Source organism: Oceanospirillum linum (assembly GCF_001995095.2).
Taxonomy (GTDB): domain Bacteria; phylum Pseudomonadota; class Gammaproteobacteria; order Pseudomonadales; family Halomonadaceae; genus Oceanospirillum; species Oceanospirillum linum.
The window spans coordinates 15,484-35,765 of the sequence record NZ_MTSD02000009.1 but is presented as its reverse complement, the minus strand read 5'-3'; the positions used below and the strand labels follow the sequence as shown (position 1 = coordinate 35,765).

The following is a 20,282-nucleotide window of genomic DNA, read 5'->3' as shown; positions in this document are numbered from 1 at the left end:
GCACAATAGAAAGTACCGGCGCCTGCCTGGCACCCGCTTTGAATAGCCGAACATTTTACTCCTGATAAGGGGGGTATTACCACCTCGATAAAATTCATAGGACGGTTTTACTCATGCCCTGTTCTAACATCCGGTGTCTCTCTATAATGCTTAGCCCTACAACATTGGTGCACCTCCATTTCATCAATGCCATCTGATTTAAGTTACAGCGGAAGGTCCATGGATAAGATACTGGTTCGCGGCGCACGTACTCATAACCTGAAAGACGTCAATATAGAAATCCCAAGAGACAAATTAGTGGTGATCACCGGGTTATCCGGTTCAGGTAAATCATCTCTTGCCTTTGATACGCTCTATGCAGAGGGTCAGCGCCGCTACGTTGAGTCGCTTTCCACATACGCCCGCCAGTTCCTCTCTATGATGGAGAAGCCGGATGTTGATCATATTGAGGGGCTGTCTCCAGCCATCTCCATTGAGCAGAAATCAACATCTCACAACCCTCGTTCTACGGTGGGAACCATCACAGAGATCTATGACTACCTGCGCCTTTTGTTCGCCCGCGCGGGTACCCCCCACTGCCCAACACATAACCTGGCACTCGAAGCCCAGGAGGTCAGTCAGATGGTGGACCATGTGCTGGCTTTGCCGGAAGGCAGTAAGCTGATGCTGCTGGCTCCGGTTGTTCGCGCCCGTAAAGGCGAGCATCTTAACCTTCTGAATGAGTTAAAAAGCCAGGGATTTGTCCGCATTCGCATCGATGGCAAAGTTTATGAGCTGGACGATACACCTACGCTTGATAAGAACAAAAAGCACACACTGGAAATTGTAGTTGACCGCATTAAAGTTCGCCCTGACCAACAACAGCGCCTGGCAGAATCTTTCGAGACGGCGCTACAGCTGGCAGATGGACTGGCTATTATCCACTTCATGGATGGTGAGCATAAAGACATCAGCTTCTCATCTAAGTTTGCCTGCCCCGAGTGTGGTTATGCTATTCAGGATCTTGAGCCAAGGCTTTTCTCTTTTAACAATCCAGCCGGTGCCTGCCCCACCTGTGATGGCCTTGGCACACACCAATTCTTTAATCAGGAAAAACTGATTACCAACCCCGAACTCAGCCTGGCAGAAGGTGTTATTCGGGGCTGGGACCGTGGAAGCGTTTATTACTTTTCAATGCTGTCATCCGTCGCCGGGCAGTTTGGCTTTAAACTGGAGACGCCCTGGAAAGACCTTGATGAAGAGCATAAGAACTTTGTGCTGTACGGCACTGGGGCAACTAAGGTCGAATTCATCTATATCAATGATCGCGGCGATAAGGTAACCCGGTCACATCCTTTTGAAGGCGTCATACCCAATATGGAACGCCGCTACCGGGAAACAGAGTCACAGATGGTGAGGGAAGAGCTTGCCAAATATCTCAGCATTCAACCCTGCCCTTCCTGCCACGGCGCCCGACTCCGGGAAGAAGCACGATACGTGAGCATTGCAGACAGGCATATTCAGGATATTGTTCGTCTGCCTATTGGCGAAGCATATAACTACTATGGTGAGCTGGCACTGGAAGGCCGTAAAGGCGAGATCGCAGACAAAATTCTATCTGAAATACGGCAGCGCCTGCAGTTCCTCGTGAATGTGGGGCTCGATTATCTGACCCTGGAGCGAAGTGCTGACACCCTTTCCGGTGGAGAAGCCCAAAGAATTCGTCTGGCAAGCCAGATAGGGGCAGGCCTTGTCGGCGTGATGTATATTCTGGATGAGCCATCTATCGGTCTGCACCAGCGTGACAATGAACGCCTTATCAAAACACTGACCCACCTTCGTGATTTGGGCAATACCGTGATTGTGGTTGAGCATGATGAAGATGCGATCCGCAGCGCTGATTATCTACTGGATATCGGCCCTGGTGCCGGGGTGCATGGTGGACAGGTTATTGCCGCCGGAACCCCGGAAGAGGTTATCGCTAACCCTGAATCCGTCACCGGTCAGTACCTTAGTGGCCAAAAAGAGATCGCGGTGCCAAAAATCCGTATCCCTGCACACCCTGAGCAACAATTAAAACTTAAAGGCGCTAATGGCAATAATCTGAGAGCCGTAGATCTCACCATTTCAGCCGGGCTTTTAACCTGTATTACAGGTGTTTCCGGCTCAGGTAAATCTACTCTGATCAACGGAACCCTGTACCCGATTCTGGCCCGGGAACTCAACCGTAATACAACATTAAATCCGGCTGAGTATGACAGTATCGAAGGCTTGGATCTTTTCGACAAGGTCATCGATATCGACCAAAGCCCCATTGGCCGGACACCTCGATCAAACCCGGCCACATATACCGGACTGTTTACACCTATTCGTGAGCTTTTTGCCGGGACACAGGAAGCCAGATCCAGAGGCTATAAGCCGGGTCGTTTTAGTTTCAATGTCAAAGGAGGCCGCTGTGAAGCCTGCCAGGGTGATGGCTTAATAAAAGTTGAAATGCACTTTCTGCCAGATATCTATGTACCTTGTGATGTCTGCCACGGCAAGCGTTACAACAGGGAAACACTGGAGGTCCGCTATAAAGGTAAGACTATCCATGAAGTATTAGATATGACCATGGAAGATGCCCTTGAGTTCTTCAGCGCAGTACCGGCTCTGGCCCGTAAACTACAAACTCTGATTGATGTGGGACTCTCCTATATCCGCCTGGGTCAAAGCGCAACCACCTTATCCGGCGGCGAGGCTCAGCGGGTGAAGCTGGCGAAAGAGCTTTCGAAGCGGGATACAGGTCAGACCATCTATATTCTTGATGAACCAACGACAGGTCTTCATTTTGCAGATATCCAACAGCTATTAACCGTACTTCAGCGACTGAGAGATCACGGTAATACACTGGTGGTTATTGAGCATAACCTGGATGTCATTAAGACGGCAGATTGGTTAATAGACCTTGGCCCTGAAGGTGGCAGTGGTGGCGGGCAAATTATCGCAGAAGGCACGCCGGAGCAACTCGCAAAAATGGAACACTCCCATACTGGGCGTTTCCTGGCTCCATTGCTGCGAAAAAATAATACACAGGTTTGACAGTAAGCCAGCCTTACAAGAGCCGCACTAAGATGCGGCTTTTTTTGTCGCGGAAGTGGCGAGTAAATCATTAATTTCAGGCATAAAAAAACCGGCCCTTAGGCCGGTTTTGGGAAGAGAGTAAAACTTACTCTTCTTCAGCTGCTACTGGACGATCAACCAGTTCAACGTACGCCATAGGCGCGTTGTCGCCAGCACGGAAGCCGCATTTCAGAATGCGAACATAACCGCCAGGACGATTCTGGTAACGAGGACCCAGATCAGTAAACAGCTTGCCTACAGCTGCATCAGAACGAGTACGAGCAAATGCCAGACGGCGATTTGCAACAGAGTCGTTCTTTGCCAAAGTGATCAGTGGCTCAATGTGGCCACGCAGTTCTTTAGCTTTAGGCAGTGTAGTTTTAATCAGTTCATGTTCAACCAGAGAAACAACCATGTTCTTGAACATAGCCTTACGGTGTGAACTATTACGATTAAATTTACGACCACTCTTACGATGACGCATTTTTCAGTTCCTTACCAAACCGTGATGACTGAATCAGGCAGAAGCCTTATCGTCACCCTTCAAACTTGCTGGCGGCCAGTTTTCCAACCGCATGCCCAGAGACAAACCGCGAGACGCCAGAACGTCCTTGATTTCAGTCAGAGACTTCTTACCAAGGTTAGGGGTCTTCAGCAGTTCTACTTCAGTGCGCTGGATCAGGTCACCAATGTAGTAAATGTTCTCGGCTTTCAGACAGTTTGCAGAGCGAACAGTCAGTTCCAGATCATCAACCGGACGCAGAAGAATCGGATCAATTTGATCTTCCTCTTCTTCAGGTTCTTGCTCTTTGTCAGTCTCAAGATCAACAAAGGCAGCCAACTGCTCCTGAAGGATAGTCGCGGAACGACGGATAGCCTCTTCAGGATCTAAAGTGCCATCTGTTTCCAGATCGATAATCAATTTGTCGAGATCCGTACGCTGTTCAACGCGAGCGCTTTCGACAACATAAGACACACGACGTACCGGGCTGAAGGTCGCATCCAGCTGCAGACGGCCAATAGAACGGCTTTCGTCTTCAGGGGATTGGCGTGCATCAGCCGGCTCGTAACCACGACCACGCTGAATACGAAGCTGCATTTTAATTTCAGCAGCATCATTCAGGTGAGCAATCACGTGCTCTGGATTAACGATTTCAACATCATGATCCAGCTGGATATCACCAGCCGTCACTGCACCAGGACCTTTCTTATTCAGCGTCAGTACAGCTTCATCGCGGCCGTGCAACAGAATTGCAACATCTTTCAGGTTCAGAAGGATCTCAATAACATCTTCCTGAACACCTTCAACCGCACTGTACTCATGCAGAACGCCTTCAATCTCAGCTTCTACAACGGCACAACCCGGCATAGAGGACAAGAGAATACGACGTAGAGCATTACCCAGAGTGTGACCATAGCCACGCTCAAATGGTTCGAGAATTACTTTCGCACGAGTAGCGCTTACTTCTTCGACCTTGATTTCGCGTGGACGTAGAAATTCTGTCACTGAACGCTGCATAGAACTACCTTTACTTAGCTGCCAGATGAATACTCAGAGATTACTTGGAGTACAGCTCAACAATCAGGGACTCGTTGATATCTGCAGATAGCTCAGTACGCTCAGGTTTAGATTTGAACGTGCCTTCCATCTTTTTGTTATCAACATCAACCCACTGTACGTCAGTACGTTGAGAAGCTAATTGCAGTGCGTTCTGAATACGCAGCTGGTTCTTTGCTTTCTCACGAACTGAAACAACATCACCTGCTTTAACTTGGTAAGAAGCGATGTTCACCGTGCGGCCATTTACCTGGATAGCCTTGTGGCTAACAAGCTGACGTGCTTCAGCGCGAGTGGAGCCAAAGCCCATACGATAAATTACGTTGTCCAGACGACTTTCCAGAAGCTGCAGCAGGTTTTCACCAGTAGCACCCTTCAAACGGGCTGCTTCTTTGTAGTAGTTACGGAACTGCTTTTCAAGAACGCCGTACATGCGACGAACTTTCTGCTTTTCACGCAGCTGCAGACCGTACTCAGACAGACGTCCGCGACGCTGACCATGTTGGCCAGGAGCCGTTTCTGATTTGCACTTATTATCAAAAGCGGTTACACCACTTTTCAGAAATAAGTCTACGCCCTCACGACGTGAAAGCTTGCACTTAGGGCCAATATAACGTGCCATCTAAACCGCCTCCTTATACACGACGTTTCTTGGGTGGGCGACAACCGTTGTGCGGAATAGGTGTCACGTCAGTAATGTTGCCAACTTTGAAGCCAGCAGCGTTAAGTGCACGAACAGCAGACTCACGGCCTGGTCCTGGACCCTTAACTAAAACATCAACGTTTTTAACACCATATTCGGCTGCTGCAGTTGCAGCACGTTCACTAGCTACTTGAGCTGCGAACGGGGTACTCTTACGAGAACCACGAAAACCCGAACCACCGGCAGTTGCCCATGAAAGGGTGTTGCCCTGGCGGTCAGTAATCGTAACAATCGTATTGTTAAAAGATGCGTGGATGTGTGCTACACCATCCACAACAGTCTTTTTAACTTTTTTACGGTTACGTGCTGGGTTAGCCATAATGTATGTTTCCTGTAAAAAGCTTCACAAAATTACTTGCGAATCGGTTTACGCGGACCTTTACGAGTACGCGCGTTAGTCTTGGTGCGCTGACCGCGAACGGGAAGGCTACGACGATGACGCAGACCACGATAGCAACCAAGGTCCATCAGACGCTTGATATTCATGCTAATTTCGCGGCGCAGATCACCTTCTACAGTGTACTTGCCTACCTCATTACGAACCTGGTCGAGAACGTCTTCAGACAATTCTGCAATCTTAGTGGTAGGCTCAACACCTACTGCAGCAAGAATGCTTTTAGCAGTGGTTCCACCAATACCATAGATATAGGTCAGCGAGATCACCGCATGCTTATTGTCGGGAATATTGACACCTGCAATACGGGCCATTCAGCTATCTCCGATATACGAGCAATCGCTCTTTCAGTTTATTGTCTACGAAGGGCGCAAAAGAATACTCCTTGATATCAGTAATATCAAGGAGTATCGCCTTTCGTAACCCAAGGTCAGGATTAGCCCTGACGTTGTTTGTGCTTAGGCTCTGTGCAGATCACACGCACAGCGCCGCGGCGACGAATGATCTTGCAGTTACGGCAGATCTTTTTTACGGATGCACGAACTTTCATCACCAACTCCAGTATTAAGGTCTTAGCGCAGCATGCCGCCGCTACCGTAACCTTTCAAGTTCGATTTTTTCATCAGGGACTCATATTGATGACTCATCAAGTGCGATTGCACCTGAGCCATAAAGTCCATGACCACGACTACAACAATCAGCAGGGAAGTACCACCGAAGTAAAACGGTACACTCCAGGCAACTACCAGGAACTGTGGCATCAAAGACACAGCGGTAATGTACAACGCACCGAACAATGTCAGGCGAGACATTACACCATCAATATAGCGAGCTGAGTGCTCCCCGGGACGGATGCCAGGAATGAACGCACCTGATTTCTTCAGGTTGTCAGCGACATCTTTGGGGTTGAATACCAGTGCTGTATAAAAGTAGCAGAAGAATACAACACTGAGCGCAAAAAGCAAGATATACAACGGTTGACCTGGTGCTAAAGCCAAAGAGGCTTCCTGCAACCATGCCATACTTTCATTTTGTCCAAACCACTGGCCAATAGAGGCAGGGAATAACAAAATACTGGAAGCGAAGATTGGCGGGATAACACCAGCCATGTTCACTTTCAGGGGCAGGTGACTGGATTGAGCAGCAAAAACCTTACGGCCTTGCTGACGCTTTGCGTAATTCACAGTGATGCGACGTTGGCCGCGCTCCATGAAAACGACAAATGCAACAGTCAGTACTGCCAGAACGGCAATCGCTAACAGCGCCAGGATATTGATGTTCTCCTGACGAGCCTGTTCAAATGACTGGCCAATGGCGCCTGGTAAACCAGCAACAATACCAGCGAAGATCAGAATGGAAATACCATTACCAATACCACGCTCAGTTACCTGCTCACCAAGCCACATCAGGAATATCGCACCTGAAACCAGGGTAACAACTGCTACAAAGTAGAAGCTGAAATCCGCCGCAAAAGCGACGCCCTGACTAGCAAGACCAACTGCCATACCAATCGATTGTACCGTTGCCAACACAACTGTGCCGTAGCGGGTGTATTGATTGATTTTACGACGGCCGGCTTCCCCTTCTTTCTTGAGTTGTTCAAGAGTCGGGGAAACCACCGTCAGCAGCTGCATGATAATCGAGGCAGAAATGTAGGGCATAATACCCAACGCCAGGATCGACATGCGTTCGAGGGCACCACCTGAGAACATATTGAACAAACTCAGGATGGTACCTTCACTCTGCTGGAATAAAGCAGCCAGTCTCTCAGGATTGATACCAGGAACAGGAATATGTGCGCCGATGCGGTAAACCACGATGGCGATAAACACAAACCGAAGACGGGACCAAAGCTCCGCCAAACCTTTTTGTGCACCTGCTGGTACTGATCCTGATTTAGCCATTATTCTTCGACCTTTCCGCCTGCGGCTTCAATTGCTGCACGTGCGCCTTTTGTTACTTCAAGGCCACTTACAGTAACTGCTTTGTCAATCTCGCCAGACAAGATAACGCGAACACGTTCGATGTTATCTTTGATGATGTCAGCTTGCTTAAGAGCAGCGATATCAACCACATCTGCTTCCACTTTAGCCAGTTCGTGAAGACGAACCTCAGCTTTAAAAGCAGCCTGACGGGAAGTGAAACCAAATTTTGGCAGACGACGCTGCAGTGGCATCTGACCACCTTCAAACCCTGGTTTTACAGAACCGCCGGAACGGGATTTCTGACCTTTGTGACCACGGCCACCGGTCTTACCCAGACCGCTACCGATGCCACGACCAACACGTTTCTTAGCTGGCTTGGAACCCGGAGCCGGGCTCAGAGTATTCAGATTCATGATTACTCTCCCTCAACACGTACAAGGTAATTAACCTTGTTGATCATACCGCGAACGGATGGTGTATCTTCCAGCTCAACTGTGTGACCGATACGGCGCAGACCCAGACCTTTTACACAAAGCTTGTGCTTAGGCAGGATACCGATCGGACTACGGGTAAGAGTTACCTTGATTTTTGCCATGATACTTACCCCAGAATTTGCTCAACAGTCTTGCCACGCTTAGCTGCTACATCTTCAGGAGCGTTCATGTCCGCCAGACCTTTAACAGTCGCACGAACAACGTTCACTGGGTTAGTAGAGCCATAGCATTTAGCCAGAACGTTTTGTACACCAGCAAGCTCCAGTACAGCACGCATCGCACCACCAGCAATTACACCGGTACCTTCAGATGCTGGCTGCATGTAAACCTTAGAAGCACCATGACGTGCTTTTACAGGATACTGCAGCGTGTTGCCGTCAAGCTGAACTTGCACCATATTACGGCGTGCTTGTTCCATTGCTTTTTGAATAGCAACAGGAACTTCGCGAGCTTTACCACGGCCAAAGCCAACACGGCCATTGCCATCACCAACGACAGTCAGAGCTGTGAAGCCGAAGATACGACCACCCTTAACTACCTTGGCGACGCGGTTTACCTGAACTAAACGTTCCTGTAGCTCACCGCCTTTCTGTTCAATATTCGCCATCGCTTTTACCCTTAGAATTCCAGACCGCCTTCACGGGCAGCATCTGCCAGCGCTTTTACACGACCGTGATACTTATAGCCGGAGCGATCAAATGCAACCTTAGTTACACCTGCTTCTTTTGCGCGTTCAGCAATCAGCTTGCCTACTTTGCCTGCCGCTTCAACGTTACCCGTTGCGCCATCACGCAGAGTTGCATCTACAGTAGATGCAGCAGCCATTACCTGGCCGCCGTCTGGGCTGATGATCTGAGCATAAATGTGACGCGGGGTGCGGTTCACACACAGGCGGTGTACGCCGAGCTCACGCATTTTGGCACGTGCACGACGCGCGCGACGTAAACGAGACTCTTTTTTAGCGCTCATAACCCTGCCTTACTTCTTCTTAGCTTCTTTGCGACGTACTTGCTCGTCCGCATAACGGATACCCTTACCTTTATAAGGCTCAGGTGGACGGTAAGCACGAATCTCTGCAGCAACCTGGCCCAGCATCTGCTTGTCAGCACTTTTCAGTACGATAACAGTATTACTTGGCGTCTCTGCGCTCACACCTTCAGGCAATTTATAATCTACCGGGTGGGAGAAACCTAGAGACAGGTTCAGTTCGCTGCCCTTAGCCTGAGCACGGAAACCAACACCTAGGATATTCAGTGTTTTAGTGAAACCTTCACTAGCACCAACTACCATGTTGTTGATCAAGGCACGAGCGGTACCCACCTGTGCCCATGATGCTTTATCAGACGCCGGGGCAAAGGTCAGCACGTTATCGTTTTGTTCAACTACTACGTCCGCATGCAGATCCAGCTTCAGCTCACCCAGTTTACCTTTAACAGTAACCTGACGGCCATCCAGCTTGAATTCAACACCACTCGGCAGTTCAACAGGACTTTTTGCTACCCTGGACATTTCGATCTCCTAGAATACGGTGCAGATGACTTCGCCACCAACACCGGCTTGGCGTGCAGCGCGATCAGTCATAACACCTTTAGAGGTGGACACGATCGCTACACCCAAACCACCTTCGACCTTCGGCAAAGCTCCAGCACCTTTATACTGGCGCAGACTCGGCTTACTAACACGCTCGATTTTTTCAATAACCGGCTTGCCTTCGAAGTACTTAAGTTCAACAGTCAGAGAAGGTTTCACGTCACTGTCTACAGAATAACCTGAGATGTAACCTTCTTCCTTCAGCACGCGTGCCAGCTCAACCTTCATCTTAGAAGAAGGCATGGAGACGGACTCCTTGGCTACCATTTGTGCGTTACGGATACGAGTAAACATATCCGCCAGTGTATCTTGCATGCTCATTAGGTTCGCGCTCCTAAATATACGCGGTTACCAGCTTGCTTTACGCAGGCCAGGAACATCACCACGCATGGCAGCTTCACGCAACTTGATACGGCTCAGGCCGAACTTGTTGTAGAAGCCATGCGGACGACCAGTCACACGACAGCGGTTACGCTGGCGTGCTGGGCTGGAGTCACGTGGCAGTTTCTGCAGCTGTTGCTGTGCTTCCCAACGATCTTCTTCCGAAGTCGCAGGGTTAGCAATCAGAGCTTTTAACTCAGTACGCTTTGCAGCGTACTTCTGTACCAGCTTAGCGCGCTTTGTTTCGCGCTGAACCATACTAACTTTAGCCATGATCCTACCCTTTATTTCTTGAACGGGAACTGTAAAGCACTCAGAAGTGCTAAACCTTCCTCGTTAGTTTCCGCTGTGGTAGTGATAGTGATATCTAAACCGCGGATACGATCGACTTTGTCGTATTCAATTTCAGGGAAGATGATCTGTTCACGAACACCCATACTGTAATTGCCACGACCGTCGAACGATTTCGGGTTCAGACCACGAAAGTCACGAACACGCGGAATAGAAATGTCTACCAGACGATCCAGGAACTCCCACATACGATCAGCGCGCATGGTGACCTTACAACCAATTGGCCAACCTTCACGTACTTTAAAACCAGCAACAGACTTGCGTGCTTTAGTTACGATCGGTTTCTGACCACTCAGTGCTTCCAGGTCTACCAGTGCGTTGTCAACCAGCTTTTTATCGCTGGTTGCATCGCCGATACCCATGTTAAGAGTCACCTTTGTGATGCGGGGAACCTGCATCACATTTTTGTAACCAAACTGCTCCTGCAACTTGGCTACAACTTCTGACTTATATAACTCTTTCAGTCTCGCCATGATGTTACCTGACTCGATTAGGCGTCGATCTCTTTCTGGGTCGACTTGTAAATCCGAACCTTGGAACCATCTTCCAAGACCTTGAAACCAACGCGATCTGCTTTGTTGGTTTCCTTGTTATAAATGGCAACATTTGATGAATGGATGGGCGCTTCGCGCTCAACAATACCACCTTGTGTGCCTAACATCGGGTTTGGTTTGGTGTGACGTTTAACCATATTCACACCAGAAATAACAATGCGACCATCTTTAAGAACACGCTTAATGGTGCCGCGCTTGCCTTTATCCTTACCCGCAATGACGATTACCTCGTCTTCACGTTTAATTTTACGCATAGCCGGTCTCTCGCTCCCTACAGCACTTCAGGCGCCAAGGAAATAATCTTCATGAACTTTTCGCCACGCAGTTCACGTGTCACAGGGCCGAAGATACGGGTCCCGATTGGGGCATCGTTGGTATTGAGCATTACTGCTGCATTACCATCAAAACGGATCACAGATCCATCCGGACGACGAATACCCTGACGCGTACGAACTACTACAGCCTTCAGGACTTGACCTTTTTTAACCTTACCGCGAGGAATTGCTTCCTTAACAGTAACTTTGATGATGTCACCAACTCGTGCATAACGACGCTTAGAACCACCAAGCACCTTAATACACATTACACGACGAGCGCCGCTGTTGTCGGCCACATCAAGCATGGTTTGCGTTTGAATCATCGGTTCTTCTCCAAACCAAATACGCTAACTAAACTTCGATTTGTGCCAGAGCTTAAAGCTCTACAGCACGCTCATCGATGCTCACCAAAGTCCAGGTCTTAGTCTTAGAAATCGGACGACATTCCTGGATCGTTACTACATCACCCATGTTTGCAGTGTTTTCCGCATCATGTACATGTAGTTTGGTTGAACGACGGACATACTTACCATAGATGGGGTGTGCTACGCGACGCTCAACCAGTACAGTGATGGACTTATCCATCTTGCTGCTTACCACTTTACCGGTAACGGTACGGGTATTTTTTTCTGTATCAGCCATCTTAGTTACCTGCTTTTTCTTTCAGCAAAGTCTTAACGCGAGCGATGTCACGACGAACCTGTTGCAGCAGGTGAGTCTGATTCAACTGACCAGTCCCCTTCTGCATACGCAGGTTGAACTGATCACGAAGCAGAGTTTCCAGCTGTTCGTTGAGCTCTTGAACAGACTTTTCACGTAGTTCTGCTGCTTTCATTACATCACCGTCCGCTTAACAAAGGTGGTTGACACAGGGAGCTTAGCAGCTGCCAGTGTAAATGCTTCACGAGCCAGCTGTTCAGACACCCCTTCCATCTCATAAAGGACACGGCCTGGTTGAATCTGGCAAACCCAGTATTCAACATTACCCTTACCTTTACCCTGACGCACTTCAAGAGGCTTACCAGTGATCGGCTTATCAGGAAAAACACGGATCCAGATTTTACCGCCACGTTTGATGTGACGAGTCATCGTACGACGAGCCGCCTCAATCTGACGTGCGGTAATACGGCCGCGACCTGTTGCTTTCAGACCGAACTCACCGAAGCTCACATTATGTCCGCGAGCCAGACCGCGGTTGCGGCCCTTCATCATCTTGCGGAACTTGGTACGCTTTGGCTGTAACATTGTCTATCTCCTACTTGCCTTTCTTCTTAGGCGCGTTCTGCTTTGCACGAACTTCTTCGATGCCACCCAGGATTTCGCCTTTGAAGATCCAGACTTTTACACCGATAACACCATAAGTGGTGTTAGCTTCAGCAGACGCGTAGTCAATGTCAGCACGCAGTGTGTGCAGAGGCACACGGCCTTCGCGATACCACTCAGAGCGTGCAATTTCAGCACCACCCAGACGACCGGACACCTGGATCTTGATACCTTTGGCACCAAGACGCATTGCATTCTGTACCGCGCGCTTCATAGCACGACGGAACATCACACGACGCTCCAGCTGACTGGCTACAGATTCTGCTACCAGTTTGCCGTCTAGTTCAGGTTTGCGAACTTCTTCGATGTTGATATGTACAGGCACGCCCATCATCTTAGTGACTTCGTTGCGCAGTTTTTCAACATCTTCGCCTTTCTTACCAATCACAATACCCGGACGGGCAGTATGAATGGTGATTCGAGCATTCTGAGCTGGGCGCTCAATCTGAATACGGCTCACAGAAGCCTGTTTCAGACGATCTTGCAGGAACGAACGAACCTGAAGATCATTGTTCAGATTATCTGCATAGTCACTACCTTCTGCGAACCACGTAGAAGTGTGATCTTTAACAATACCCAGTCGAATGCCAGTTGGATGTACTTTCTGACCCATCTGGTCGTCTCCTACTTATCTGCTACCTTAACCGTGATATGGCAAGTGCGCTTAAGAATGCGATCAGCACGGCCCTTGGCACGCGGTCTGATACGCTTCATGGTCATACCTTCATCAACAAAAATCGTTGATACGCGCAGCTCGTCGATATCCGCACCTTCATTGTGCTCGGCATTGGCAATGGCTGATTCAAGAACTTTCTTAACCAGCGCCGCAGCCTTTTTAGGGCTGAAGGTTAGCAGATTCAGTGCTTCTGCTACTGGCAGTCCGCGAACCTGGTCAGCTACCAAACGCGCCTTCTGTGCGGATAAGCGAGCACCCCGTAATTTAGCGGCTACTTCCATCTCTTATTCCCCTCGGCTTAACGCTTGGCTTTCTTGTCTACTACGTGACCGCGATAGGTACGTGTAGCAGCGAATTCACCCAGCTTGTGACCTACCATCTCTTCAGAGACGAGTACAGGCACGTGCTGGCGACCGTTATGAACTGCAATGGTCAGACCTACCATTTCCGGCAGGATCATGGAACGACGAGACCACGTCTTAATAGGACGGCGCTCGTTGTTTTCCAGTGCAGCTTCAACCTTCTTCAACAGATGCAGGTCAATAAATGGACCTTTTTTCAGTGAACGTGGCACAGCTGTATCCTCTTAATAACTGTTACTTAGAACCGCGACGACGGACAATGAGTCGGTCTGTACGCTTGTTCTTACGTGTCTTATGACCTTTAGTCGGCACACCCCATGGGGTTACTGGATGACGACCACCAGAGGTACGACCCTCACCACCACCATGTGGGTGATCAACAGGGTTCATTGCAACACCGCGAACAGTTGGACGAACACCACGCCAGCGTTTAGCACCTGCTTTACCCAGGCGACGCAGACTGTGTTCAGAGTTACCAACCTCACCCAGAGTTGCACGACATTCAACCAGCACTTTACGCATTTCACCGGAGCGCAGACGTAGAGTTGCATAAGCACCTTCACGAGCGACCAGCTGAACTGCAGCACCAGCAGAACGCGCAATTTGTGCGCCTTTACCTGGTTTCAGTTCGATACAGTGTATAACGCTACCAACAGGGATGTTACGCAGCGGCAGAGTGTTGCCCGCTTTAATCGGCGCATCAACGCCAGATTGTACCGTATCACCCGCTTTCACACCTTTAGGTGCAATAACATAACGACGTTCACCGTCTGCATACTTCAGCAGTGCAAGATGCGCAGTACGGTTCGGATCGTATTCAATACGTTCAACAGTCGCTGGAATACCATCTTTGTTACGACGGAAATCAACCATACGATAATGTTGACGATGACCACCACCAATATGGCGAGTGGTGATACGACCGTTGTTGTTACGTCCGCCAGTCTTCTGTTTTTTAGCCAGCAGTGGTGCATAAGGAGCACCTTTGTGCAGATCACTGTTAACTACTTTAACAACGTGGCGACGACCTGCTGATGTGGGTTTAGATTTAACAATAGCCATTGTCCCAACTCCTCGCTTATTCAGCGCCAGCAAAGTCGATTTCTTGACCTTCCGCTACAGACACATAAGCCTTGCGGAAACCTTTACGACGACCAATACCACGGGCAGTACGCTTAGTTTTACCTTTAACGTTTACAGTGCTAACACCGGTCACGTTAACTTCAAACAGAGCTTCTACAGCCTTTTTGATTTCTGGTTTAGTCGCATCAGCAGCTACTTTAAATACGTACTGATTGTTTAAATCAGCAACGACAGCCGCTTTCTCAGAAACATGAGGTCCTAGCAGAACCTTGAAAATGCGCTCTTGGTTCATCCCAGCTTCTCCTCGAACTGACGCAGAGCAGGTACGGTTACCAGCACTTTTTCATAAGCCACTAAGCTAACCGGGCTTGCTGCTGCAACATCAATAACTTCAACATTAGGGATGTTACGCGCGGCCAGGAACAAATTAGTGTCAACTTCTGAAGTCACGATCAGAACTTTGTTCAGATCCATTTCTTTCAGCTTGTTCACCAGAACTTTTGTTTTTGGTGCATCTACAGTGAACTCTTCTACTGCAACCAGACGCTCTTTGCGTGCCAGCTCAGACAGGATGCTGCGCATTGCTGCACGATACATCTTTTTGTTCACTTTCTGCTCAAAGTTCTGAGGCTTCGCTGCGAAAGTTGTACCACCGGAGCGCCAGATAGGGCTACGAATAGTACCCGCACGTGCGCGACCAGTACCTTTCTGACGCCATGGTTTAGCGCCACCACCACTCACTTCTGAGCGGGTTTTCTGTGCACGAGTGCCTTGACGGGCTGCTGCCAGATATGCAGTAACAACCTGGTGTACCAGAGCTTCATTATACTCTTTACCAAAGGTTGCCTCAGATACTTCAACGGTACCTGTTGCTCCGCCTGCAAGATTCAGATTCATTCTCTTACCCCTTAGCCGCGAGCTTTAACTGCTGGACGAACAATAACCTGACTACCTGGAGCACCAGGTACGCCGCCTTTAATAAGCAGCAGGTTACGTTCAGCATCGACACGAACAACTTCCAGACTTTGAACAGTAGAACGCTCAGCACCCATGTGGCCCGCCATTTTCTTACCTTTGAAAACGCGACCTGGGGTTTGACACTGACCGATAGAGCCTGGAGCACGGTGAGATAGAGAGTTACCGTGTGTAGCGTCTTGCATGCGGAAGTTCCAGCGCTTAACACCACCCTGGAAACCTTTACCTTTGGAAGTGCCAGTCACGTCAATCATTTGACCAGCTTCAAAGAGGGATACGTTCAGCTCACCACCAACTTCAGGTGCTTCATCACCTTCCGCCAGACGGAACTCAACAAGACCTTTACCAGCTGCAACACCCGCTTTCGCGAAATGGCCTGCTTCTGCTTTGGTCAGATGCTTTGCTTTACGATCACCAGAAGTTACCTGGATCGCAGCATAGCCGTCTTTTTCAAGCGTACGAACCTGTGTTACGCGGTTTGGAGAAACCTCGATAACAGTTACAGGTACGGATACACCATCTTCGGTAAATACGCGGGTCATACCGCTTTTCTTACCGACAAGACCGATAGTCATATTTCGACTCCTTAGTGTACGGGGCTATCACCCGCTATGGCTGCACTTTTCATTGCATTCCACTGATAAATTGTGTGTCGTCTCCCGACGAGCGCCTAATTTTAGATTGGCTAATTAGCCAAGACTGATCTGCACATCAACACCTGCAGCCAGATCCAGCTTCATCAGTGCGTCTACTGTTTTTTCTGTAGGCTCAACGATATCAAGAACACGCTTATGAGTACGAATCTCGTACTGATCACGCGCGTCTTTGTTCACGTGAGGAGAAATCAGAACAGTAAAACGCTCTTTGCGGGTCGGCAGCGGGATTGGACCATGCACCTGAGCACCAGTACGCTTTGCAGTATCAACAATCTCCTGCGCGGACTGATCGATCAGACGATGATCGAATGCTTTCAGACGAATTCGAATTTTCTGGTTTTGCATTCCAAAAACCCCAGTTGGAAACGAGCTAAATGAGCTCACCCTTGATAAAAAGGAAGCGCATTGTAAGAGGAGGGAAATCAGATGTCAAGCATAGACGAAAAGGGATCACCGAATTATTCGGGATCCCTTTCCAGCCTAATCAAAGAGAATTATCACTCAATGATTTTAGCAACAACACCAGCACCTACAGTACGACCACCTTCGCGGATAGCGAAGCGCAGACCTTCTTCCATCGCAATAGGAACGATCAGGGTAGCGCGCAGTTGAACATTGTCACCCGGCATTACCATTTCAACGCCTTCTGGCAGCTCACAAGCACCAGTTACGTCAGTTGTACGGAAGTAGAACTGTGGACGATAGCCTTTGAAGAAAGGAGTGTGACGACCACCCTCTTCTTTAGACAGGATGTACACTTCTGCTTCAAATTCAGTGTGAGGAGAGATAGAACCTGGCTGGCACAGAACCTGACCACGTTCAACATCTTCACGCTTAGTACCACGCAGCAGTGCACCAATGTTCTCACCTGCACGACCTTCGTCAAGCAGCTTACGGAACATCTCAACACCAGTACAGGTAGTCTTAACAGTGTCTTTAATACCAACGATTTCAACTTCGCTACCGGTATTAACGATACCACGCTCAACACGACCTGTTACAACAGTACCACGACCGGAGATGGAGAATACATCTTCGATAGGCATCAGGAATGCACCGTCGATTGCACGCTCTGGCTCAGGGATGTACTCATCCAGAGCTTTAACCAGTTTAGCTACAGCAGTTGTACCCAGCTCGTCAGCATCTTCGCCATTCAGAGCCATCAGCGCAGAACCTGCAATGATTGGAGTGTCGTCACCAGGGAAGTCATAAGTAGACAGCAGATCACGGATTTCCATGTCTACCAGCTCCAGCATCTCGTCGTACTCTTCAGTACCAACGCCGCCACAGTCTTCAGCCAGCAGGTCTGCTTTGTTCAGGAATACAACGATGTAAGGTACACCAACCTGACGAGACAGCAGGATGTGCTCACGAGTCTGAGGCATAGGGCCATCAGTCGCACCACAAACCAGAATCGCACCATCCATCTGAGCAGCACCAGTGATCATGTTTTTAACATAATCGGCGTGACCCGGGCAGTCTACGTGCGCGTAGTGACGGATGTCAGAATCATACTCAACGTGAGAAGTTGCGATAGTAATACCACGCTCACGCTCTTCAGGAGCATTATCGATACCATCAAATGCAACCGCTTCACCACCGAAAACTTCTGCACATACACGAGTCAGAGCAGCAGTCAGTGTAGTTTTACCGTGGTCAACGTGGCCGATAGTACCAACGTTTACGTGCGGTTTGGAACGTTCAAATTTTTCTTTAGACACAGCTAAAACCTCTTTTCATATTTAGCGGCTATTTATGATTAATAACAGCTTCAACAATGCTTGAAGGTGCTTCCGCATATTCCTCAAACTCCATGCTGTAGCTGGCACGGCCTTGAGTTGCGGAGCGCAGGTCGGTTGCATAACCGAACATTTCACCTAGCGGTACCAGGGCACGAATGACTTTCCCCGAGACGGTGTCATCCATACCTTGAACCAAACCACGACGACGGTTCAGGTCGCCCATTACATCACCCATATATTCTTCAGGCGTTACCACCTCAACCTTCATTACAGGCTCTAGAAGAACAGGATCTGCATTGATACAACCTTGTCTGACAGCCATAGAACCCGCGATCTTGAACGCCATCTCATTGGAGTCCACATCATGGTATGAGCCATCATACAATGTAACCTTAACGTCGATCATAGGGTAACCGGCCAGAACACCATTCTGCAGCTGCTCAGAGCAGCCCTTGTCTACAGCAGGAATGTATTCTTTAGGCACCACACCACCTACGATTTCGCTATTGAATTCGTAGATTTTTTCACCGTCTTCACCCTTATCAGTCAAAGGCTCAATACGCAGCCAAACATGACCAAACTGACCACGACCACCAGATTGACGTATAAACTTTCCTTCCTGCTCTACAGCGGAACGGATTGTTTCACGATAGGCAACTTGCGGCTTACCAATATTTGCATCGACCTTGAACTCACGGCTCATACGATCAACGATAATATCAAGGTGCAACTCACCCATACCTGAAATCAGGGTCTGGCCGGTTTCTTCGTCAGTCTGCACACGGAATGATGGATCTTCCTGAGCAAGTTTACCCAGTGCTACGCCCATTTTCTCCTGATCCGCCTGAGTCTTAGGCTCAACCGCAACAGAAATAACAGGCTCTGGAAACTCCATACGCTCAAGGATGATTTTCCCACCCGCATCACACAGGGTGTCACCTGTGGTGACATCTTTCATGCCGATTAGGGCAGCGATATCACCTGCACGGACTTCTTTGATCTCTTCACGGTCATTTGCATGCATCTGAACCATGCGGCCCACACGCTCTTTCTTGCCTTTGACAGAGTTATACACACTGTCACCAGACTTCAAAACACCGGAATACACGCGAACAAAGGTCAGCGCACCCACAAAGGGGTCGGTAGCAATCTTGAAAGCCAAAGCGGAGAAATGCGCGGAATCATCCGCTTCACGATTGGCGATGGTTTCACCATCATCCAACGTCCCTTCAATCGCTTTAACTTCCGTTGGAGCCGGCAGATACTCTACAACGGCATCCAAAACTGCCTGAACGCCCTTGTTCTTAAAAGCAGAACCACAAAGCGCCAGTACAATTTCATTATTCAAAACACGGGCACGAAGACCTGACTTAATCTCATCGATTGTCAGCTCTTCGCCTTCGAGATACTTGTCCATCAGCTCATCAGATGCTTCGGCTGCTGCCTCAATCATCTTCTCACGATATTCCTCAGCCTGATCAAGAAGCTCCGCCGGAACTTCTTTAAGCTCATAAGTCATACCGTTATCGGCCATATCCCAGTAGATCGCCTTCATGCGCATCAAGTCGATAACGCCTTCAAACTCATCTTCTGCACCGATATTCAACTGAATAGGAATCGGTGTCGCTTTCAGGCGACTCTCAATCTGGTCGACCACACGCAGAAAATCTGCGCCCGTCCGATCCATCTTGTTAACAAATACGATTCGGGGGACTTCGTACTTGTTTGCCTGACGCCATACCGTTTCAGACTGTGGCTCAACACCAGAGGAACCACAGAAAACCACCACAGCACCATCAAGCACACGCAACGAACGCTCAACTTCAATAGTGAAGTCTACGTGCCCGGGTGTGTCAATAATGTTAATTCTGTGTTGATCAAACTGTTGATCCATACCTGACCAGAAACAGGTAGTAGCAGCAGAAGTGATGGTAATACCACGCTCCTGCTCTTGCTCCATCCAGTCCATGGTCGCCGCGCCATCATGTACTTCACCAATCTTATGTGAAAGACCAGTGTAAAAAAGCACGCGCTCAGTTGTTGTTGTCTTACCAGCATCAACGTGCGCGCAAATACCGATGTTACGGTAGCGGTCAATTGGGGTCTTACGTGCCACG

31 protein-coding genes are annotated in these 20,282 nt (G+C 49.1%); 1 reads left to right on the top strand and 30 read right to left on the bottom strand.

The window, feature by feature from the left end:
- Positions 1 to 219: 219 nt before the first annotated feature.
- Positions 220 to 3,060 (top strand): excinuclease ABC subunit UvrA, encoded by a 2,841-nt coding sequence (uvrA, locus tag BTA35_RS15100; protein ID WP_078320651.1) that lies wholly within the window; start codon positions 220 to 222, stop codon positions 3,058 to 3,060.
- Between the two features lie 127 nt (positions 3,061 to 3,187).
- Here uvrA and rplQ read toward each other — a convergent pair whose 3' ends face one another.
- From rplQ to fusA, 30 genes are all read right to left on the bottom strand, one after another.
- Complete coding sequence (gene rplQ, locus BTA35_RS15095) at positions 3,188 to 3,565, bottom strand: 50S ribosomal protein L17 (RefSeq protein WP_078320650.1); 378 nt, start codon at positions 3,563 to 3,565, stop codon at positions 3,188 to 3,190.
- A gap of 33 nt (positions 3,566 to 3,598) precedes the next feature.
- Positions 3,599 to 4,600 carry a DNA-directed RNA polymerase subunit alpha gene (locus BTA35_RS15090; protein ID WP_078320649.1) on the bottom strand — a complete coding sequence of 334 codons (1,002 nt, stop codon included), beginning with the start codon at positions 4,598 to 4,600 and terminating at the stop codon, positions 3,599 to 3,601.
- A gap of 40 nt (positions 4,601 to 4,640) precedes the next feature.
- Positions 4,641 to 5,261: a 30S ribosomal protein S4 gene (gene rpsD, locus BTA35_RS15085; RefSeq protein WP_078320648.1), complete on the bottom strand. Its 621-nt coding sequence runs from the start codon at positions 5,259 to 5,261 to the stop codon at positions 4,641 to 4,643.
- A 13-nt stretch (positions 5,262 to 5,274) separates the two neighbouring features.
- Complete coding sequence (gene rpsK / locus BTA35_RS15080) at positions 5,275 to 5,661, bottom strand: 30S ribosomal protein S11 (protein ID WP_028301439.1); 387 nt, start codon at positions 5,659 to 5,661, stop codon at positions 5,275 to 5,277.
- Positions 5,662 to 5,693: 32 nt separating this feature from the next.
- Positions 5,694 to 6,050 (bottom strand): 30S ribosomal protein S13, encoded by a 357-nt coding sequence (gene rpsM / locus BTA35_RS15075; RefSeq protein ID WP_078320647.1) that lies wholly within the window; start codon positions 6,048 to 6,050, stop codon positions 5,694 to 5,696.
- Positions 6,051 to 6,172: 122 nt separating this feature from the next.
- Positions 6,173 to 6,286 (bottom strand): 50S ribosomal protein L36, encoded by a 114-nt coding sequence (gene rpmJ, locus BTA35_RS15070; protein WP_028304221.1) that lies wholly within the window; start codon positions 6,284 to 6,286, stop codon positions 6,173 to 6,175.
- Between the two features lie 22 nt (positions 6,287 to 6,308).
- On the bottom strand, positions 6,309 to 7,640 hold the full coding sequence (secY, locus tag BTA35_RS15065; protein ID WP_078320646.1) for a preprotein translocase subunit SecY: 1,332 nt from the start codon (positions 7,638 to 7,640) through the stop codon (positions 6,309 to 6,311).
- Complete coding sequence (gene rplO / locus BTA35_RS15060; RefSeq protein WP_078320645.1) at positions 7,640 to 8,074, bottom strand: 50S ribosomal protein L15; 435 nt, start codon at positions 8,072 to 8,074, stop codon at positions 7,640 to 7,642. The genes secY and rplO overlap by 1 nt, the downstream gene beginning before the upstream one ends.
- A gap of 2 nt (positions 8,075 to 8,076) precedes the next feature.
- A complete protein-coding gene (gene rpmD / locus BTA35_RS15055) occupies positions 8,077 to 8,259 on the bottom strand; it encodes a 50S ribosomal protein L30 (RefSeq protein WP_036591057.1) in 183 nt (60 codons plus the stop codon).
- A 2-nt stretch (positions 8,260 to 8,261) separates the two neighbouring features.
- On the bottom strand, positions 8,262 to 8,762 hold the full coding sequence (rpsE, locus tag BTA35_RS15050) for a 30S ribosomal protein S5 (RefSeq protein WP_078320644.1): 501 nt from the start codon (positions 8,760 to 8,762) through the stop codon (positions 8,262 to 8,264).
- 11 nt (positions 8,763 to 8,773) lie between these two features.
- Positions 8,774 to 9,124 carry a 50S ribosomal protein L18 gene (rplR, locus tag BTA35_RS15045; RefSeq protein ID WP_078320643.1) on the bottom strand — a complete coding sequence of 117 codons (351 nt, stop codon included), beginning with the start codon at positions 9,122 to 9,124 and terminating at the stop codon, positions 8,774 to 8,776.
- 9 nt (positions 9,125 to 9,133) lie between these two features.
- Positions 9,134 to 9,664 (bottom strand): 50S ribosomal protein L6, encoded by a 531-nt coding sequence (gene rplF / locus BTA35_RS15040; RefSeq protein WP_078320642.1) that lies wholly within the window; start codon positions 9,662 to 9,664, stop codon positions 9,134 to 9,136.
- Between the two features lie 9 nt (positions 9,665 to 9,673).
- Positions 9,674 to 10,066 carry a 30S ribosomal protein S8 gene (gene rpsH, locus BTA35_RS15035; RefSeq protein ID WP_078320641.1) on the bottom strand — a complete coding sequence of 131 codons (393 nt, stop codon included), beginning with the start codon at positions 10,064 to 10,066 and terminating at the stop codon, positions 9,674 to 9,676.
- A 27-nt stretch (positions 10,067 to 10,093) separates the two neighbouring features.
- Complete coding sequence (gene rpsN / locus BTA35_RS15030; RefSeq protein WP_078320640.1) at positions 10,094 to 10,399, bottom strand: 30S ribosomal protein S14; 306 nt, start codon at positions 10,397 to 10,399, stop codon at positions 10,094 to 10,096.
- A gap of 11 nt (positions 10,400 to 10,410) precedes the next feature.
- Positions 10,411 to 10,950 (bottom strand): 50S ribosomal protein L5, encoded by a 540-nt coding sequence (rplE, locus tag BTA35_RS15025; protein WP_078320639.1) that lies wholly within the window; start codon positions 10,948 to 10,950, stop codon positions 10,411 to 10,413.
- A gap of 17 nt (positions 10,951 to 10,967) precedes the next feature.
- Complete coding sequence (gene rplX / locus BTA35_RS15020) at positions 10,968 to 11,285, bottom strand: 50S ribosomal protein L24 (RefSeq protein WP_078320638.1); 318 nt, start codon at positions 11,283 to 11,285, stop codon at positions 10,968 to 10,970.
- Positions 11,286 to 11,302: 17 nt separating this feature from the next.
- Complete coding sequence (rplN, locus tag BTA35_RS15015; protein WP_078320637.1) at positions 11,303 to 11,671, bottom strand: 50S ribosomal protein L14; 369 nt, start codon at positions 11,669 to 11,671, stop codon at positions 11,303 to 11,305.
- Between the two features lie 52 nt (positions 11,672 to 11,723).
- On the bottom strand, positions 11,724 to 11,990 hold the full coding sequence (gene rpsQ, locus BTA35_RS15010) for a 30S ribosomal protein S17 (RefSeq protein WP_078320636.1): 267 nt from the start codon (positions 11,988 to 11,990) through the stop codon (positions 11,724 to 11,726).
- A gap of 1 nt (position 11,991) precedes the next feature.
- On the bottom strand, positions 11,992 to 12,183 hold the full coding sequence (rpmC, locus tag BTA35_RS15005) for a 50S ribosomal protein L29 (RefSeq protein WP_078320635.1): 192 nt from the start codon (positions 12,181 to 12,183) through the stop codon (positions 11,992 to 11,994).
- A complete protein-coding gene (gene rplP / locus BTA35_RS15000; protein WP_078320634.1) occupies positions 12,183 to 12,593 on the bottom strand; it encodes a 50S ribosomal protein L16 in 411 nt (136 codons plus the stop codon). The genes rpmC and rplP overlap by 1 nt, the downstream gene beginning before the upstream one ends.
- Positions 12,594 to 12,603: 10 nt before the next feature.
- Positions 12,604 to 13,284 (bottom strand): 30S ribosomal protein S3, encoded by a 681-nt coding sequence (gene rpsC, locus BTA35_RS14995; RefSeq protein WP_078320633.1) that lies wholly within the window; start codon positions 13,282 to 13,284, stop codon positions 12,604 to 12,606.
- Between the two features lie 11 nt (positions 13,285 to 13,295).
- Positions 13,296 to 13,628 (bottom strand): 50S ribosomal protein L22, encoded by a 333-nt coding sequence (gene rplV, locus BTA35_RS14990; protein WP_078320632.1) that lies wholly within the window; start codon positions 13,626 to 13,628, stop codon positions 13,296 to 13,298.
- Positions 13,629 to 13,645: 17 nt separating this feature from the next.
- Complete coding sequence (gene rpsS / locus BTA35_RS14985) at positions 13,646 to 13,921, bottom strand: 30S ribosomal protein S19 (protein ID WP_078320631.1); 276 nt, start codon at positions 13,919 to 13,921, stop codon at positions 13,646 to 13,648.
- Between the two features lie 22 nt (positions 13,922 to 13,943).
- Positions 13,944 to 14,771, bottom strand: a complete 828-nt coding sequence (gene rplB, locus BTA35_RS14980; protein ID WP_078320630.1) for a 50S ribosomal protein L2 — start codon at positions 14,769 to 14,771, stop codon at positions 13,944 to 13,946.
- Between the two features lie 16 nt (positions 14,772 to 14,787).
- Positions 14,788 to 15,084, bottom strand: coding sequence for a 50S ribosomal protein L23 (rplW, locus tag BTA35_RS14975; protein ID WP_078320629.1), 297 nt, complete (start codon positions 15,082 to 15,084; stop codon positions 14,788 to 14,790).
- Positions 15,081 to 15,689, bottom strand: coding sequence for a 50S ribosomal protein L4 (rplD, locus tag BTA35_RS14970; protein ID WP_078320628.1), 609 nt, complete (start codon positions 15,687 to 15,689; stop codon positions 15,081 to 15,083). Before rplD ends, rplW begins: the two co-directional genes overlap by 4 nt.
- An 11-nt stretch (positions 15,690 to 15,700) precedes the next feature.
- Complete coding sequence (gene rplC / locus BTA35_RS14965) at positions 15,701 to 16,342, bottom strand: 50S ribosomal protein L3 (RefSeq protein ID WP_078320627.1); 642 nt, start codon at positions 16,340 to 16,342, stop codon at positions 15,701 to 15,703.
- Positions 16,343 to 16,456: 114 nt separating this feature from the next.
- Positions 16,457 to 16,768 (bottom strand): 30S ribosomal protein S10, encoded by a 312-nt coding sequence (gene rpsJ, locus BTA35_RS14960; RefSeq protein ID WP_028304199.1) that lies wholly within the window; start codon positions 16,766 to 16,768, stop codon positions 16,457 to 16,459.
- 152 nt (positions 16,769 to 16,920) lie between these two features.
- Entirely contained in the window at positions 16,921 to 18,144 is a 1,224-nt protein-coding gene (gene tuf / locus BTA35_RS14955; protein ID WP_078320626.1) for an elongation factor Tu, read from the bottom strand.
- A gap of 28 nt (positions 18,145 to 18,172) precedes the next feature.
- On the bottom strand, positions 18,173 to 20,281 hold the full coding sequence (fusA, locus tag BTA35_RS14950) for an elongation factor G (protein ID WP_078320625.1): 2,109 nt from the start codon (positions 20,279 to 20,281) through the stop codon (positions 18,173 to 18,175).
- Position 20,282: the final 1 nt, after the last annotated feature.